Source organism: Mesorhizobium sp. B2-3-15 (genome assembly GCF_006442875.1).
Classification (GTDB): Bacteria; Pseudomonadota; Alphaproteobacteria; order Rhizobiales; family Rhizobiaceae; genus Mesorhizobium; species Mesorhizobium australicum.
Window position 1 is genome coordinate 47106 of sequence record NZ_VFVO01000004.1, and the last position, 16894, is coordinate 63999.

Below are 16894 nucleotides of genomic sequence, written 5' to 3' on the forward strand. Positions count from 1 at the left end.
CTGCCTTACCGCTAGGCGGAAATGCCGCCCTTGCCCAGGCTGACGTTGACGGTGAATTTCGACCCTGGCGACACCGACTTGGTGGTGCGCCAGTTGCGTCCGCCTGGCTCGCGGATCAGCGCCACGAAGCCGAGCGCCGTCGCATTCGGCTCGACCGTGATGGTCTTGGCCACCGTTTTGCCAGGCGCAACCGAGATCGCGTCGGAGCCGATGAGGTCGGCACCGAGGGCCGAGCCCGCGTCGCCCTGCAGCGCGAAATAGTCGGCCGAGTTGAACTTGCCGGTGCTGGCAAGCCGCATCACCAGCACCGTTACCGGCCGGTCCCCGCCGCCCGGCCCTGGATTCATCCCCGCACCGCCGGTCACATTGACGGAGATAACCGATGGTTTCGGCGGGCCGCTCTGGCAAGCCGCAAGCAGCCCCGTAGCGCCGAGGGCAACGACGAATTCGCGTCTGTCGATCATATTCTACTCCTCCTCATATGCGTCCCTGAAGTCTGCGCCGATCTCGCCCAGGAAACTCGATTCGGCACTCTGGGCGATGTCGCGATGGCGTCTTTGATAGAGCTCCCACAGCTTGGCGTTGCGCCCGCCCGAGAGCAGATTGCTGATGGCGGAATTGGATTTGAGCTCTTCTTCGATGGCGGCTGGATCAAAACGGTCGATCATGCGCCGAAGTGCCGCCTGAACGCCCCGCCAGGCGCGTACGTGATGCTGTGCAAGGTCCTTCACCGCGTCGCTGATCGCCGCCTCGCCTGAGAGAAAGCCCGGGCTGCGTTCGGAGATGATGGTGACGACGACATCCTCGACCGTGGGCAGGAATTTAAGCGGATTGACCTCGGAGGCGCCGACCACAGTCTGGGCGACGCGCGCGCTTCCCTTCTCCTCGGCGCGTTTGCGCAGCAGCTGCATCAGGCCATCCAGCATCAGCCGGTATTCACGCCCGAATTTTTCCATTTCGGCGATCGCATCGCGCCCGGGAAAATCAGCCTCCTCGACGCCTATGCCGCGCAAGAACGCGGCACGAAGCGCCATATCGCTTGGCGCTGGCTGCGCAGCGGGCGCCGGCTTCGACGCTGGCGCGGCGCGGCGCGGCGCCGGCGATGCGGCTGCCTGCACCGGCATGTCCCAAGGATTGTCGGCGCGCGGCTTTTCAACCTGGTGCTGGGCGCGTCCTAGCGGATCAGCGCCGTTGGTGACAGGCGGCGTTGCGGGGGGCCCGAAACTGAAGTCGTCATCGAAGCTGGCCGGCTTCACCGGCTGCCAGGACGCATCGTTGCGCGAAGACATGTCACCCAGCCCAAACGGATCCGGCTGACCCGCAGCCGGGCCGTCACCGGCCTGCGGCGTGGCCACAGGATCGAGGCTGAACGGGTCATCGAAGGCAGGCGAACTGCGCTGGTTCGATGCGCGATCGTAAGCCGCAGGGACAGGCTGCTCGAACGGGTTTGGCAGATCCGCCGGGCGGGGCTTGCGCGGTTCTTCCTCGATCTTGACCGAGAAGAAGTCATCGCCGCCGATGCTGGCCGGCGTTCGTGCTCCCGGAGGCGACCACGCCGGTATGGGATGGCTGGCGGCCGGGGCCAGGCCGACTGCGGTCTGGCTCATTTTGGACTGAACCTCGACGTGAAACACGTAGTCGCCCATGCGCAGCCGCATGCCGTTCTTCAGCCGCATCGACCTGCCAGGTCCAAGAGGGCTGTCGGCTTCATCGACGAACAATCCGCTGCTCGATGTGTCGGTCACGAAATAGCCGTCCCGGTCGCCCTTGATCGTGCAATGCGCGCGCGAGACGAACATGTCCGGGTCGTCGATCTGCCAGCCCGCATCGGCGCTGCGCCCGATCACCAACTCGCCCTCCTCCAGCCGGCTCTGCCGGACGACTTGCGAGCGGGGGCCCTGTTCCAGGGTCAGCAGCAGGCTCATGCGGCCGCCTCCGGCATTTCCGGCCGCCAGCCGACGATAGTGTGCAATCTCAGATCGTCGGCGTCGCCCATACTTGCGGGCCGATCCAGCCAGGCCGTGCGGCCAAGCTGGACGGTCCCGACCCGGGGCGGCGGTACAGCATCGCGCGCCAGCACGATGCGCAAATCGACATCGAGCGCCTCGCCGATCATATCGCGCACCGCCTTCTTGAACAGGCCGAGACGCCGCTCGCCAGGCAAGAACGACTTGAACTCGTCGAGGCTCAACGGACCGACGCGCAATTCGATCCTGCTCTGGCGGCTGAACACCCGCGGCCCGATCGTCGCGCCGCGTCCAAGTCCGGCATAGGCCTTGCCGAGACGCGTCTGCAATGCCATTGGAATGGTGATCCAGGCGGCAACGAACTCCTTGATCCGCACCGGAACCTTGAAGGCGGTCGCAAGGAACAAAGTAAGCCGCTCCACGCCGTCGACCTGACTGGCCAGCGACCCAGCCTGTCGCAGTCGCACAGCGTCGAGTTCGGGATCCTGCGTGCCGGGCAGGCCGATGCCGGACATGGCCTCCAGCATGGCGCGAACGCGCCCGCCGACGGAACGCTCGACCTGCACCGCTGGATGCGCGTCGGCCCAGGCGCGGTAGTAGAGCGCCATCATGCGGTGCTGCAGGATGTTGACGAAATCGACGAAAGTCGTGTCGCTGGTCTGCTCGGCATCGGCTCCGGTGAACCAGCGCTGCGAAAGCCGGTCGAGCACCCAGCGCGTCAGATGCAGCGGCATCGGTCCTTCCGGTCCAAGCAGCCCCAGATTGGCGACGGCCACCCTTGCCAGGGCCTTGTCCCCGCCCTCCTGGAACTTGACGACGTCGCGCGCCGAGAAGCTCAGATGCACATGCTGGCCCAGCCTCGCCGGCTCGCGCTCGGCCGTTCCGGAATGGCCGAACAACCCGCGGCGCTGCTCCAGCCGTCGCAGCAACTCGAAAAAGTCGAAGTCCTCCGACAACATTTCGGCCGCGACCGTTGCGGGCTGCGCTAGATCAGGTAGCGATTGCCGGGCGTCATCGGCCATGGCACATCCTCCTGCTTCTGCAGCAACCGCGTACGGGTCCGCACAAAACCGTTTATCCCCGCATGGCGGGCGAACAGCCGCGAAAGCAGGGCCGAAAGCAGCAGTGAGCTTTGCCCCGCCAGCACGGACTGGTCGACATGCAGCGTTACCTCGGTGCCGCGTCCAAAACACATTGGCCCGTCAATTTGCAGCCTCTCAATCACCGGGCGCGAATCAATGCGCACGATCGAATGCACGTTGCGGGCAAGGGCCGGATCGCCCCGATCGGCATAGAGGTCGAGCAAGGCATGCAGCGGATCGACTCCCCGGCCTTCCTTGGCAAGGCTGAGGAAGTTGAGCGAGAGCTGGGCCACCAGACGCCAGGCGAGATTGTCGGCGCGCGATTCGCCTTCAGCGCCGCCCGGCAGGGATGCCGGGATCGCCGGCTGCGGCGGCCGCAGCGCTCCAAGCAAGCGAACCGCTTCGACTGGATCTGCCGTCTCCAGCGTCAGCGTCGGCGTGTCGTCCAGGATCGGCAGGTCGCGATTGGTGCAAAGCGCCACGATGCCGAGACGCTTGAGCAGCCGGTTTGGCACGCTTCCTGCCGGCCGCGAGACGGCGATAAAGACGTCGTCGCCGGTGTAGGAGGTGCGGGTCAGGCCGTCGCGCCGCTCGTCCTCGGTGGCCCGGCGCGGACGCCGCTCGGTCGAATAGACCCAGCCGCTGCCGCGGTTCTGCCCCAGGCTGAACAATTCGGGAATCGTCGCCTCGCTGCTTTCGGCGTCGGCATCCTCGACTTGTGTGACCCGAAAGATCTCGAAATCCCGCGCCCGGGTGCGGTCGGCATGCAGCACCTGACGCGTTTTGCGCGGATCGATTTCGATGTCGTTGCATTCGCGTTCGAAGAGATTGATGACCGGCGTCACGAACAACTCGAAATCGGCAGCCGTCACATCGGCGAGTTCTGGCACCGCACGCCGGAACAGGAAGATGATCTCGATCGCCGCCTCGCATGTGCGCACCACCGGCTGGAGGCCAGCAACCCGTACGTAATGGAAGCGCTCCGGGATCATAAAATATTCGCGCAGCAGCCGGTAGCCCTCGAAGGTCGTACGAGTTCGTGGCATCAACGCTTCGTCGTCGCGAATGCCTATCATTTCGGGCTCGGGCAGCGCTGATAGCGGATTGGCCTTGCCCTGGGCGCGCGCGCCGAGCGCCGAGCAGGCGCCGAAGATTGCATCGAAAAGCACCGGCGCCTTGGCGCGCCCGGCGAAATAAAGGTCGAGACGGTCGAGCGACAAGTCGCTGAGCTTTCCTTTTCCTGTCCGGGCGAGCGTTACCCGGAACGCCGCCTCGGCGCGCACGCCGCCGATCGGCGCGATTGCGGCGGCGGCGAGCGCGCTGCGATCCTGGAGATAGCTGACCGAGGTGACGGCGATCGGCCACAGCGTCACCTCCTGCGCGGTGGTAAAGGTGGAGCGTGTCGAAAGCCCTGGATGCAGGGCAGAGACCAGCCGTGTGCCGCGCGCGATGGCGTGACCTGCGAGCATCGACTGCACTTGCTGGCCGGGTTTTAGGACCGCCATCGCCGTCGCCGGCGCCGGCGCGACCAGATCGGGATAAAGCACATCGAGCACTGCGCGCGAGAAGCGCGAGCGCTCCGCGTCGACCTTCAGACGGGTCCGCGCCGCCAGGAAGGCGACGCCGTCGAGCAGCCGTTCGACATAAGGGTCGGGACATGGGACCGTGTCGAGGGAAAGATTGCGGGCGACCGCCGGATGCATGTCTGCGAATTCCGCCGCCAGGGCGCGGATATGGGTCAGTTCCTCTTCGTAATACTCCACAAAGATCCGATCCATCTCAGGTCTCCCTGAATTCGGTTCGTGCCAGCCCGTTGTCGAGATTGATCGTGGTGCGCAGCCGCATACGCTCCGGTGTGGGGGCCATGATCAGCACCGCGTCGATCTCGATCTTCAGGCCGATGTTTTTGTCGCCGAGCGTGACGTTGACGATCGTGGCACTCTCCTTCAGGCGCGGCTCGAAGGTGGCCAGCACCGCGCGGATCTCTCGTGCCAGCGAATCGCGGTCGAAATCCCGCGACGAACGGCCGGAAAAAGAGGGCACCCCGAAATTGACCACGCTTCGGCGCACCTGCGGAAAGTCAGTGAGCGAGGGCAGTTCGTCCAGGGGCTGTTCGTGTTCGGCGTCGGAGAGCATCGGTACGGATTCGAAGCGCTCGGTGTTGAACAGGGCCTCGATGTCGCGGCGCACGGCCTCTCTCAACACGCGTGCCGAAACGACCACGCCGCGGCCTTCGATCTCGGCGCGATGCTGGCTCTGGAAGACCAGCCGGTGCAGGCGCCGTTTTTGCTCGGATGTGAGTTCGGCGTCGGCGTCGATAGCGCGTGCGCTGCCGGCAAGAAGACCCTCGACGCGCTCGGCGCCGAGTTCTTCATCCAAGAGACGGCGCAGCCCCTCGATCTCCGACGTCAGCCCAGGCAAGTCGTTGACGAGGCGATCCCAAAGGGAAGGCTGGACCGCCTCGCGCCTTGCCCGCGAACTGCCGCCAGGCTGCGCTCTCGCGCCAGGCCGCCTGGTCTCACTTGCCGACATAAACGTCCATTTCGATCTCGTCGTCCTTGTCGTAGACGAACTTGATCTTCTTGTAGGCGAAGCTGACTTCTTCCTCGATCAGGTCCGCCTCGTCGGGAGCCTGCCGCATGTCGTATTCCATGATCGACGCGTCGGTGAGCGTCACAACCAGATAGTCGCTGGTCTCGCCGTCAATGGTGCGCCGTGCCGAAAACACCACCTCGTCGAGCGCCTTGTTCTCGAACAACGCCTTCTTCAGATATGGCGACGACTTGTCGTAGTGCTTGAAGAACTTGATCATTCCCATCGACACACGGCCGCGTCGCGAAAGCGAATTCGGATCATAAGGCGCCATCATCTTGTAATCGACGCCATGCACTTCGATCTCGTCTTCATGCCCGTCGCGCTTGCTGGGCCCCTTGATGTCGGGAACTTTCAAAAAACCATCAATCTTCATTGAAGGAGCATCGCTTCTGTCTGTGGTCGGCATTGTCTTTCTCCACCGCTTTCAAATGAAACAGGATGATGACTTCGCTGCGCTTCAGCCCTTCACGGACGGCAGTTCCGACACCAACCGCAGCGAGGCGTTGATGCCCTCCAACTGGTAATGCGGACGCAGATAGAAACGGGCGTTGTAGTAACCGGGTCTGCCTTCGACGCTGTCGACCTGAACCTCGGCCGCGGCAAGCGGTCGCTTGGCTCGCGCCTTGTCGTCGGCAAAGGCGGGATTGGCCAGCACGTAGCGGTTGATCCATTCGGTCAACCATGTCTCCATGTCGGTGCGTTCCTTGAACGAGCCGATCTTGTCGCGCGCGATCGCCTTGAGGTAATGCGCAAAACGCGAGACCGGGAAGAGATAGGGCAGGTTGGCGCTCAGCCTTTCGTTCGACTGGGCGTCGGGGTCGACCAGACGCCCGGCACGCGTCTCGTCGTCCTGAAGCGAGTGCGCCCCGATGAAGGCTGCGAGATCGGTGTTCTTGCGGTGCAAGATCGGCATCAGGCCGAGCTTCGCCAGTTCCGCCTCACGCCGGTCGTCGATGGCAACTTCGGTCGGGCATTTCATCGCAATCGAACCGTCGTCCGTCGGGAAAGCGTGCACCGGCAGGTTGAGCACCGTGCCGCCATTCTCGACGCCGCGGATCTGCGTTCCCCAGCCATAGAGCTTGTGGCTGCGGTTGATGTTCACGCCCATCGGGAAAGCGGCGTTCATCCAGACATATTTGTTGTGGTCGCCGCTTACCTCTTCCTCGAAGGTGAAGCCCTTCACCGGAACGGTCTCCGAGCCGTAGGGCAGGCGTGCCAATACGCGCGGCATGGTTAGGCCGATATAGCGGGCGTCCTCGCTCTCGCGCAGCGACTGCCATGAGGCATAGGCCGGGTTGTTCACGATCATTTGCAGGTCTTGCGGGTTCGGCAGTTCCTGCCAGCTGTCCATCCGAAACAGCCGCGGCGAGGCGGCCGCGATGAAGGGGGTGTGCGCCGAGGCACAGACACCCGAGATGTTGCGCAGCAGGCCGACGTCGCGCGGGTGGTTGGAGAACTCGTAGGCGCCGATGATGCAGCCGATCGGCTCGCCGCCCAGCATCGAGTACTCGTCGGTGTAGACTTTCTTGAAGATTGGGCTCTGGTCCCACATCTGGCCTTCATAGTCTTCCAGCGTGTCGGCCAACTGCTCCTTGGAGATGTTCATCACCCGGATCTTCAGCTTGGTATCCGTCTCGGTGTTGTTGATGAGGTACCAGAGACCCCGCCAAGTGCCCTCCATCTCACGCACTTCGGGGGCATGCAGGATTTCGTTGACCTGCGTCGTCAGCATCTTGTCGATGCCCGCGATCAGCGACTTGATCGACTTGATCGCGTTGGACGAGATGGTCGTCGTCTCGGATCGGGACTGAGCGGCCAGCGCCAGGTTGCGCACCAGTTGCTGCAGCTTCTCGGTGTCGTCCTTCCTGACCTTGAAATCCTTTTCAAGCAGGCCGCTGAATTCACCCAGATCTATGGCCTCCGCCTCGGCGGTTGCGACTGCGGTCTTTTGCTGTTCAGCCATGACTTACTCCTCGCCCTTGCCGTCGGACATCGCCTGGCTGGCGATCTTGCTCAGCAAAGGCTCGTTGTTGAGAAGCTGCGCAATGCGCTTTTCAGCATCGACGCGGCCATCCATGAAGCCCAGCAGTTCCTCGAGTTGCCGCCGCATCTTGAGGATCTCGGCCAGTTGCGGCACCTGCTCGGCGATCTTGTCGGGCGCGAAATCACCCATTTTGGAGAAGGTGAGATCGATCGCCATTTCCTCGTCCCGCTCGGCACCTTCGGCTTGCGGCAACGTGTTCTTCACGCGCGCCTTCACGCGCGGTCCCATCGCTTCCATGAATTTGGGAAAGCGGTTGGCGTCGGTTTCGACGAAATTGCGATCCAGAACCGACTTTGAAGCTTCCTTGGTCTGCGAGGCGCCGGAAAGGTCGGCAATGACAGCCATGACGAACGGCAACTCGATAGTCGTCGGGCTGCCGTAGGTTTCGACGTCATAGGCGATCTGCACGCGCGGGGCGCGGTTTCTTTCGATGACCTTCGCTTTGCTCTCTGCTGGCATGATTGTTACCTTTCATCCTTCTGGGCCGGCTTCTTGGGATCGGGAACACCGGCAAGCAGCCGGAATTCCTTCAGCCCCGACGGGGCGAGATCTTCCATCAGTTCCACGAAATCCATATGCACCATGCGGCGGACGCGCCGGGCGAGATGCGGGATCGGGCTGGACGGCTCGGTGCGATCGTAGAATGCGACCACGAGGTCGAGGCATTTGACGACTTCGTCGCGCGAATTGAGGCGCTCAGGCAGGCCGATGCTGGTTTCCGCCAAGTTTGCCACACTTGCCATCGTCTCGGCTCCATGGCCATTTCGGGTGGGTGTCGATGCCGGTTGAGACGGCTGCGCTGCAGGCTTTGCGGCACCGTTGGCGACCGCGCTGGCACTGGTATTCCACTCCAGCGTCGTCAGCAGTCGCTGCAGGAACTTCTTCAAATCCGGAACGGCTGCACCATTGCCGTCGATGCGGGCATTGAGCGCAGCATCTACCGCCTGCAACGCCGAAATGGCGGCGCGCGCATCGCGCAAAAGCGTCATGATGGCGTCGGCGTCCTGATCGGCCTGCGCCGCGCATCCCGTGCGTACCCGGTTCAGCATCTGGTTGTGGGCCGAAGTCAGCGCCGCCCTTTCGGCCGCCCCCAGGCCGGACGCAGCTTCCTGGAGCATGACGCGCTCGTCGAGCGCGGCCTGTTCGAGGTCTCGCCCGCCGATCGGCCCGATCGCACGCGGTGAGAAGAACACGGTCTGCCTCAGGTTGGCCAGCAGGCCGTCCTGGCCGTTTTGGAGCTCAAGCAGCGCATTGATGCGTCGCAGCGCCGCGTCGCGGCCCGTGGCGGCCGTGCGCAAAGCCGGGTGCATCGTATCCCAATACTGGTCGAACGTCCTTGCGATCAGGTTCAACCCCTGGGCGAGGCCCGCGAGCCTCTCTTCGTTGGCCAGCGCGCGCGTGACGATCACGAGAAGGCGCAAATCCCGGCCGCGCGATTGTAATTCTTCGGCTTTTTGCAGGACGGTCGCCCAGTCGACCGAAATGGTTGACTGCGAAGCCTTGTTGCCGCCCTCGTGAACGACCTTGATCTGTGCTTCCGTCAGCCGCTCCAGCTCGTGAAAAGCCGGGTCGTTGCGCAAATCCACTCCCGACGGGTTGTCACCGTCCAGAGGATTCAGCCAGAGTGCGAGATCAACCACACTTACCCCCCGCAAGCCGCCCCGTGCCCCCCATATGACGTAACGTTATCATCGGTCCCCTGCCACGACAATTGAGCAGATGCTCGAAAACTAACAGAAGCTGAATGCTCAGTTATCTTTCAACGAAACCCATGGGCGATCGGAGGACCCGGTATGCGCAACGTCGTTGGCATCGCAGTGCTGGTTCCTAGCGGGAGTTTGCTAGTCTTGTGTAACGACAAGGTGCCGCCCGAACGGGCCAAAAGGGCCCGCTCGTCACATGGCTTTGTCAAGCAGCCGCTTCTGTGGCAGGGTAGGGTCAGCAGATTTCGGGGGCAGGTTCGAATGGAACAGCGCCGGTCGTCGCAGAGTTTCAAGCGCAAGGAACTCGTTGCGAAGCTCAATCCCACGGGGGTGCGCGCCTTCAAGGCCGCCGCCGACACGGCCAAGTTGCGCGGCAACCCTTATGTCGAACTGGTCCACTTCGTCCAGCAACTGGTGCTATCTGAGCGCTCGGACGTGCAGATGATCGTCGCTAATGCCGGGCTGGATGTCAGCCGGCTGACGGCAGATATGACCCGTGCCGTCGACAAGCTGCCCTATGGCGCGACCTCGCTGGAGGAATTCTCCGATCACATCTTCCACGCCATCCAGGAAGGCTGGAACCTGGCCACACTAGAATTTGGGGTCGAGGAGGTGCGCAGCGCGCATATTCTTCTGGCATGCCTGAAGACACCGGTGCTGGAAGGTCTAGTTTCGAAGATCAGCGCTGAATTCGACAAGATCGACGCGGATGGGGTTATCGCCCGCTTTTCGGATGTGGTCGAAGGCTCTCTCGAAGCCGGCTCACCGCCTGCCGCAGTTGCCGCCGAAACGTCGATGAATCGGGGCCGGGGGGGCGACTCGGCACTCGCCAAATACGCCACCGACCTCACCCAGCGCGCCCGCGACGGCAAGATCGATCCGGTCGTCGGACGCGATGCGGAGATCCGCCAGATCATCGACATCCTGATGCGGCGCCGGCAAAACAACCCGATCTTGACCGGCGAGGCGGGTGTCGGCAAAACGGCGGTCGTCGAGGGCTTTGCCTTGCGCATTGCCCAAGGCGACGTGCCGCCGGCGCTTCAGAACGTCAGCGTACGCATGCTCGATGTGGGGCTGATGCAGGCGGGCGCCAGCGTCAAGGGCGAGTTCGAAAAGCGGCTGAAGGCCGTCATCGACGAGGTCCAGCAGTCAGAGATCCCGCTCATCCTGTTCATCGACGAAGCCCACACGCTGATCGGCGCCGGTGGCGCGGCGGGAACCGGCGACGCCGCCAATCTCCTCAAACCCGCTCTGGCGCGCGGCGAGCTTCGCACCATCGCCGCCACGACCTGGGCCGAATACAAGCAGCACATCGAGAAGGACCCGGCGCTGACCCGTCGGTTCCAGGTCGTCAAGATCGACGAGCCTTCCGAAACGGTCGCCGTATTGATGTTGCGCGGTGTCGCCGGCGTTCTCGAGCAGCACCACCAGGTGCAGATCCTCGACGAGGCGATCGAGGCCTCGGTTTCGCTTTCGCACCGTTATATCGCGGCCAGGCAGTTGCCCGACAAGGCGGTCAGCCTACTTGACACCGCCTGCGCGCGCGTTGCCATCTCGCAGCACGCGACGCCTGCCGAGGTCGAGGACATTCTGCGCCGTCGCCAGGCGCTCGAGGTCGAGGAAGGGATCATCTCCCGCGAGGCGGCGATCGGCATCGACGTGACCGACAGACAGGCGCGCGTAAAGGCCGGGTTGGCGGAAGCCGAGACCGCGCTTGCGGCAGCGCAAGAGCGCTGGGACCGAGAGAAGGCGCTTGTGAGCGCGATTCTCGATCTGCGCGCGAAACTCCGTGGCGAGGGCATGCCCCTTGAGGCGCAGGAAAGCGGGGAAGCTCCGGGGCAAGCTGTCGACGCGCCAGCGGGCGAGGCGCCTAGGACACAGGCTGCCCACGAGCCTGCTCCTGCGCCCGATACCGCCGCTGATCTGGCGCGGCTTCGCGAATTGATGGCGGAACTCGCCGCAGCGCAGGGCGAGACGCCGTTGATCCTGCCCTCGGTGGACCGTAACGCGGTGGCGGCGGTTGTCCAGGACTGGACCGGCATTCCGACCGGAAGGATGCTGTCCAGCCAGACCGAGAAAGCGCTCAAGCTCGCGGCTACCTTGTCCGAGCGCGTGGTCGGTCAGGACCATGCGATGGAGATGATCGCGCGGCGCGTGCAGACCAGCCGCGCCGGTCTCGGCGCACCGGAAAAGCCGGTCGGCGTGTTCCTGCTTTGCGGCCCCTCGGGCGTCGGCAAGACCGAGACAGCCCTGGCGCTGGCCGAGACGCTCTATGGCGGAGAGCAGAACCTGATTTCAATCAACATGTCGGAGTTCCAGGAGGCGCATACGGTCTCGACGCTGAAGGGCGCGCCGCCCGGTTATGTCGGCTATGGCAAGGGCGGCATCCTGACCGAGGCCGTGCGGCGCAAGCCCTATTCGGTGATTCTGCTCGATGAGGTCGAGAAGGCGCATCCCGACGTGCACGAGATCTTCTTCCAGGTCTTTGACAAGGGAATGATGGACGATAGCGAAGGGCGCAGGATCGACTTCAAGAACACGCTGATCCTGCTCACCTCGAATGTCGGTTCCGAGGTCATCATGGACCGCACGAGGAACGGCACCCTGCGCACCGGCATCGACGATCTGGACACTGCTTTGCGCGGTCCGCTGCTGAAAGTGTTTCCGGCCGCTTTCCTCGGCCGCGTGGTGACAATCCCTTACTACCCGCTTTCGGACACGATGATCGAGGCGATCACCACACACCAGTTCGGCAAGATCGCGCGGCGTCTCAAAGCCAGCAACCAAGCAGAGTTGGTGATCGGCGAGGGTGTCATGGACATGGTCAAGGCGCGCTGCACCGAGATCGAATCTGGTGGGCGCATGATCGACGCCATTCTCACCAACACGCTGCTGCCGGAACTCAGCCGCAGCGTGCTCAATCGCACGCTCGAGGGCAAGAAGATGACAAAAGTCATCGTCGGCGCCTCGGCGCAAGGATTTACCTACTTGTTCGAATAGAGCCCGAGATGGGATTCGCGGTCACGCATTCGCGCAATCTAAGATCTTGAAGCACAATGCATGGACGGACGCCGTTAATCAACGCACCTTCGCCGCCAATCGGAGCTCTGCGTGGTCCGCAAATGACGCGCAGCCGCAGAGAGCGTGCCGTGCTTGGCGACCGCGAGCACAAATCTGAAATCATCCCAGTTCAATGTGCCCGCCACCTTTGCGGCTTGGACTGTCGGCTCGCATCCCGGCCGAAACGGCGTCTCATTCGTCAGGCGAGCCTCAGCCCAATTCCTCTCCGCACTGTCACAGAATCAACGAACAAAGGAGCGCCATCCGTAACTCGTATCGTATGATGTTCGTTCTCTGGATCGACGCTAGACAAATACGCTCACCCTTGAGCAGTGCTGGACCAGCGTTCACTCTCGATGGACGCGCTCGAACCATGGGGGGCCGTCCTCTCCCTCCAACGCGTAAGCGCCCGGCTGATCCCTGCGCCTTCACCCGGGTGCGACACCGCAGGCCGAGCAATCGGTTCGCGCGGCTCAATGAGCAGTGGGAGGTGGCGATCTGGTAGCAGTGGCGAAATGCTGGCGCGAATGCGCGCGCCGCGCCAACTCATTCGGATCGCAGAGTCACGCGACTAGAAGGCGACCTTCAGTCCGAGCTTGGCGCCCATAGTGGAACTGTCGGACGACACCTTACCACGGACTTCGCCGTTGACGGTCGTCAACTCCGAGACCTTCAGGTTGAAGCCGGCCGACAGCGCCGCGGAAAAATCGGCATCGTCAAAGGAGATCGTCCTGGTGTCGATTTCGGTCGTGTTCTTGTAACCGAAACGCTGCTGCAATTCGGCCCGTGCATAGGGGCTGAACACCATCCCGTTGCTTAGCTTGTAGTCGCCATAGATCCCAGGCTCGATCTTAAACGCGCCAAAGGAAAGCCGGCTCTTGCCGAACTGGTTGCCGCCGCTGTCGGTAAAGGAATCGCCGCGGAATGACACGCCAAGCAGGCCACCACGCAGGTCGAAACGGGTGCGCTCGCCCAAGGTGAAGATGTGGCCGACCGATCCCGTAACCGCATAGCCCTCGGTGTCATAGCTGCCTGTGGTGCCGAGCACGCCGTTGGTCACGTCGCTTCCGCCGAAGAAACCGGAGGCGGAGACCAGGGCGTAATTGGCGTCCTTGCGCAACAGCGCGTAGCCGCCGAACATGCCGGCCTTGTTGGTGCCCTCGCCTATGGCGTCAAATCCACGGAACGCGCCAAGGTTGACGTCTGTCGAGGCATAGCCGGCGAAAATACCGATGTTGAGACCATACTCATTGTCGAACTGGAAATGCTTGGCGGCATTGAAATCCAGGCTGATCGCGGCCGAAAAATCATTGGCATCGAAGCTCGGACCGGGGCCATTCAAACCGCCGCCACTGATAGTGTAGCCGTCATGCTCGCTATGAGCGAATTGGCCGGAGGCAAAGACGCCGAAGCTGGACGAAACCGGCACCATTCCGGATCCCGATGCGGGCGAAAGGGGGAGGTCAGCATCGATCGCGTCGCGGTTTATGCCGTAGAGAGCATCGATTGCCACCGTGACCGCCCCGGCGTTGGTGGCGCTGATCGGCGCCGCCGCAATACCGAAATTGGCCGGCGTTGCGCGCAGGAACAAGCCCCCATTCGGGCCAGTGACGATCGCATAGGTGAAAAGTGAGCCCAGGGTGCCTGGAGTGCCTTGGATGTTGAAAATCCCGGCGATCGGCCCGCCGGTCGAGACGATGATCGGAATATCGGTCGCCTGCGTGAATTGGGGCGTGCCCAGCAGGTTGACGATGATGGTGTTGACCCCGGTGGCCGAAAATGCGTTGGCGACGAGTTGATCCGACTGCAGCGTCTGTTGATTGATGTCGAGGCCGATGCTTGCTCCATTGAGGGTGAGGCCGCCCAGCGTCAACACGTCATCGGCGGCACCGTCCGTCAGGTTGATCAGCGAATTCGTCGCGATGATCGAACCTGGCATAGTGACGTTGCCGTTGATGAACAGCGTCGAGCCATTGCCGAGATTTAGTTGGTTGATGCCTTGCGTGCCACCGCTGAAACGGAGCGTGGAATGGTCGGCGGAGAAACTATCGAACCCTGCGAAATTCTGGCTTTTGCCGCCGGCAGCAAGGTCGGTATCGGTGACGGTGCCATTGGCATTGGTTCCACTGAAAAGAACGTGATCGCTCAGATTGAGCGGATCGACCGCGCCGGATCCGTTGATGATCAGCGTGTCGGGTCCAAGGCCAGTGATGTCACCGCCGATGGTTCCGCCGGAGAGCTGGACGTGGTCTGCGTCGATGCCACCCTTGATGGTGCCGCCGGAAACCGAAACTTGGTCGAACCCGGCTCCGCCGCTGACATTGCCGTCGACGGTGCCACCAGATACCGTGATCGTATCATTGCCTGCGTCTCCGGTCACGGCGCTGTGGACCGTGCCACCGCTGATAGCCAGCGTGTCGTTGCCATCGTCACCGCTCAGACTAGCGTCGAGGACGCTCCCGGTCATGGTGAAGTGGTCGTCGCCGTCGCCAAGCCCGATGGCACCTCCTCCCTCCGAATCGCCGTGAATAATGGCGCCCTTCTTGATGGTGACGCTGTCGGCGCCGCCATTTGTCAAAACAGAACCCGCGACAATGCCGCCGTCGCCATCGGCCAAGCTTGTATCGTGTCCTATGATGATGGTGTCGGCGCCATCGCCACCGATGACTGAGCCGCCAATTTCACCGCCGGTCAACTCCAGCGAATTGTTGCCTTCGCCAAGGGAGACGCTCAGAATGGTGCCGCTGTGGATGGTGACCGTGTCATCGCCCGCACCAGTGTCGAGATCGGCATCGACTTGCGGCGCAAACGGCTCACTGTTGAAAACCCCATCGGACATGTCGAACCGGTCGTTGCCGCCAAGGAGTTGAATGGTCCCCGTGCCCGGCTGCAAGGAGGTCGTTACCTCCGAGCTTATCGGCGGCAGGCCACTTACGCTGGGTGTCGCCGTACTGTTGTTCAGGATGCCGCCAACGATGTTCACAACGTCGTCGCCATTGCCGTCATAGTCGTTGACGATGACAGTCGACGAACTGTTGTCTTGCCCTTGGTAACCCTCGAACCCCGTCGTGAATACGCCGCCGAAGTCCTGGACAGTTCCGGCTGTGTTGCACGAGGCCGTGACCGACGTCGTTTGGAAGGTCGTTACGGCGGAGACGCCAGACCCGACTGTTGTCGAGGCGCCCTCGGCGGTGGCGGTGCAGGCTGCCGCGCCAGACATTTGGAACGTGGACGCTGCCGCTAACGCAAGCAACGGGACACCCCCCAGTTGATAAACCCTGCGCGGCACTCTCATTCGACCTCACTTACGAGAAATCGATACCGTCACAAATTAGGCTATTAAAATCGCTCGGCGACCCATCTGGTGGGTTCGATGCCTTGCTGACCGGAAGTGTACGCGGCGCGCTGCCCGATGGCAATGGAAAGGCGTTCGCCCTCAGACCATTGTAACGCCATATGTGGCGACAAGGTCACTATCGAAAACTCCGATCGAACTGCTGACATGGCAGTACATCAACGTCAGAGGAGACTGTTACAGCTCAGAATAGGCTGCCGAAACGGTCATATCTCCTGCATGGGCGACCTTGCGGTCAAAGCTCGCCCATATTTCGCCGCCACATTGCTGCGCCCAGCGGTGGCAGAAAGAAAAATCGGTCGGCAAATCCACATCGGGCGTCACGATCTTTGAAAACGGCGTCAGAAAGCTGTCGAACTGAGCGGTGTATTTGTTGTTTTTGTAGCGAGACCGGTTCACCGTTTCCGGAAGTTTCTCGATTATCTCGGTGACGCAGTCGCGGGACACCAAAAAGACGCCCGTGCCGCATAGCGACACCCGGACGAAGCCGCTCATCTCCTGGCGGGGTTCGATGATGGTTCCGACGAACTCCAGACTCCGTGCAAAGGCCTTTTCGAAGGGCAGTTTCGACAGCGAGTGAAGTCTGCGGAGATCGATCAGGCGCCGAGGATACAAAGTGCCGACCACCGGCTTCTCAAGCGCCAGCATCGCGGCGATAAGATCAGGCGAAAAGCCCATATCGCTGTCGATCATCAGGATGTGGTTGCAATCCGGTTTGTTGTAGTAGAAATTGGTCAGCAAATAGTTCCGGGAAAATGGGATATCCGTGTACTCGATTTCGGACAGCGTGAAGGCGTAGCTGGACAGGCTCTTGTGGGTCAGGGCTGCGAACAGGCTGCGGACGAACACGCTTTTGTAAGCGGCTCCATAAACCGGCAGCGCAAGGTTGATCTTGGTTGGCATTTTGTCCTCCACAATCCAGCGACTGAGCGCATACAAATCCCTTTCACCTATCTTTGATACGATTCTTGGTATAAAAATCTGCTGGCCTTTGGGGGCGCAGGTCCAGACGCTCGGGCAGGATTGCGTTTTGCGTCGTGGTGCGCTGTTTGGAAGGCTGCGAGATCAACATTGACGCAGGCCGGACC

12 protein-coding genes are annotated in these 16894 nt (G+C 62.3%); 1 reads left to right on the plus strand and 11 read right to left on the minus strand.

The window, feature by feature from the left end:
* Window positions 1-11: 11 nt before the first annotated feature.
* The 9 genes from tssJ to tssA form a co-directional block, all read right to left on the minus strand.
* Complete coding sequence (gene tssJ / locus FJ954_RS09745) at window positions 12-464, minus strand: type VI secretion system lipoprotein TssJ (RefSeq protein WP_140620055.1); 453 nt, start codon at window positions 462-464, stop codon at window positions 12-14.
* A gap of 3 nt (window positions 465-467) precedes the next feature.
* Window positions 468-1925 carry a type VI secretion system-associated FHA domain protein TagH gene (tagH, locus tag FJ954_RS09750; protein WP_140620053.1) on the minus strand — a complete coding sequence of 486 codons (1458 nt, stop codon included), beginning with the start codon at window positions 1923-1925 and terminating at the stop codon, window positions 468-470.
* Window positions 1922-2989, minus strand: a complete 1068-nt coding sequence (tssG, locus tag FJ954_RS09755; RefSeq protein ID WP_140661233.1) for a type VI secretion system baseplate subunit TssG — start codon at window positions 2987-2989, stop codon at window positions 1922-1924. The genes tagH and tssG overlap by 4 nt, the downstream gene beginning before the upstream one ends.
* Complete coding sequence (tssF, locus tag FJ954_RS09760) at window positions 2953-4827, minus strand: type VI secretion system baseplate subunit TssF (RefSeq protein WP_140620049.1); 1875 nt, start codon at window positions 4825-4827, stop codon at window positions 2953-2955. The genes tssG and tssF overlap by 37 nt, the downstream gene beginning before the upstream one ends.
* Window position 4828: 1 nt before the next feature.
* Window positions 4829-5581, minus strand: a complete 753-nt coding sequence (gene tssE, locus FJ954_RS09765) for a type VI secretion system baseplate subunit TssE (protein ID WP_140620047.1) — start codon at window positions 5579-5581, stop codon at window positions 4829-4831.
* Window positions 5568-6017 carry an Hcp family type VI secretion system effector gene (locus FJ954_RS09770; protein WP_181166515.1) on the minus strand — a complete coding sequence of 150 codons (450 nt, stop codon included), beginning with the start codon at window positions 6015-6017 and terminating at the stop codon, window positions 5568-5570. Before FJ954_RS09770 ends, tssE begins: the two co-directional genes overlap by 14 nt.
* A gap of 84 nt (window positions 6018-6101) precedes the next feature.
* Window positions 6102-7607, minus strand: a complete 1506-nt coding sequence (tssC, locus tag FJ954_RS09775) for a type VI secretion system contractile sheath large subunit (protein ID WP_140620043.1) — start codon at window positions 7605-7607, stop codon at window positions 6102-6104.
* Window positions 7608-7610: 3 nt separating this feature from the next.
* Window positions 7611-8147 (minus strand): type VI secretion system contractile sheath small subunit, encoded by a 537-nt coding sequence (gene tssB / locus FJ954_RS09780; RefSeq protein WP_140620028.1) that lies wholly within the window; start codon window positions 8145-8147, stop codon window positions 7611-7613.
* Window positions 8148-8152: 5 nt separating this feature from the next.
* Window positions 8153-9328 (minus strand): type VI secretion system protein TssA, encoded by a 1176-nt coding sequence (gene tssA / locus FJ954_RS09785; RefSeq protein ID WP_140661234.1) that lies wholly within the window; start codon window positions 9326-9328, stop codon window positions 8153-8155.
* 324 nt (window positions 9329-9652) lie between these two features.
* On the opposite strand from tssA, the gene tssH reads away from it, so the two are divergent.
* Window positions 9653-12391, plus strand: coding sequence for a type VI secretion system ATPase TssH (gene tssH, locus FJ954_RS09790; RefSeq protein WP_140620025.1), 2739 nt, complete (start codon window positions 9653-9655; stop codon window positions 12389-12391).
* A 631-nt stretch (window positions 12392-13022) separates the two neighbouring features.
* On the opposite strand, the gene FJ954_RS09800 is transcribed toward tssH, so the two are convergent.
* Window positions 13023-15671, minus strand: a complete 2649-nt coding sequence (locus FJ954_RS09800; RefSeq protein WP_246681040.1) for an autotransporter — start codon at window positions 15669-15671, stop codon at window positions 13023-13025.
* Window positions 15672-15983: 312 nt separating this feature from the next.
* Window positions 15984-16709 (minus strand): hypothetical protein, encoded by a 726-nt coding sequence (locus FJ954_RS09805; RefSeq protein WP_140661236.1) that lies wholly within the window; start codon window positions 16707-16709, stop codon window positions 15984-15986.
* Window positions 16710-16894: the final 185 nt, after the last annotated feature.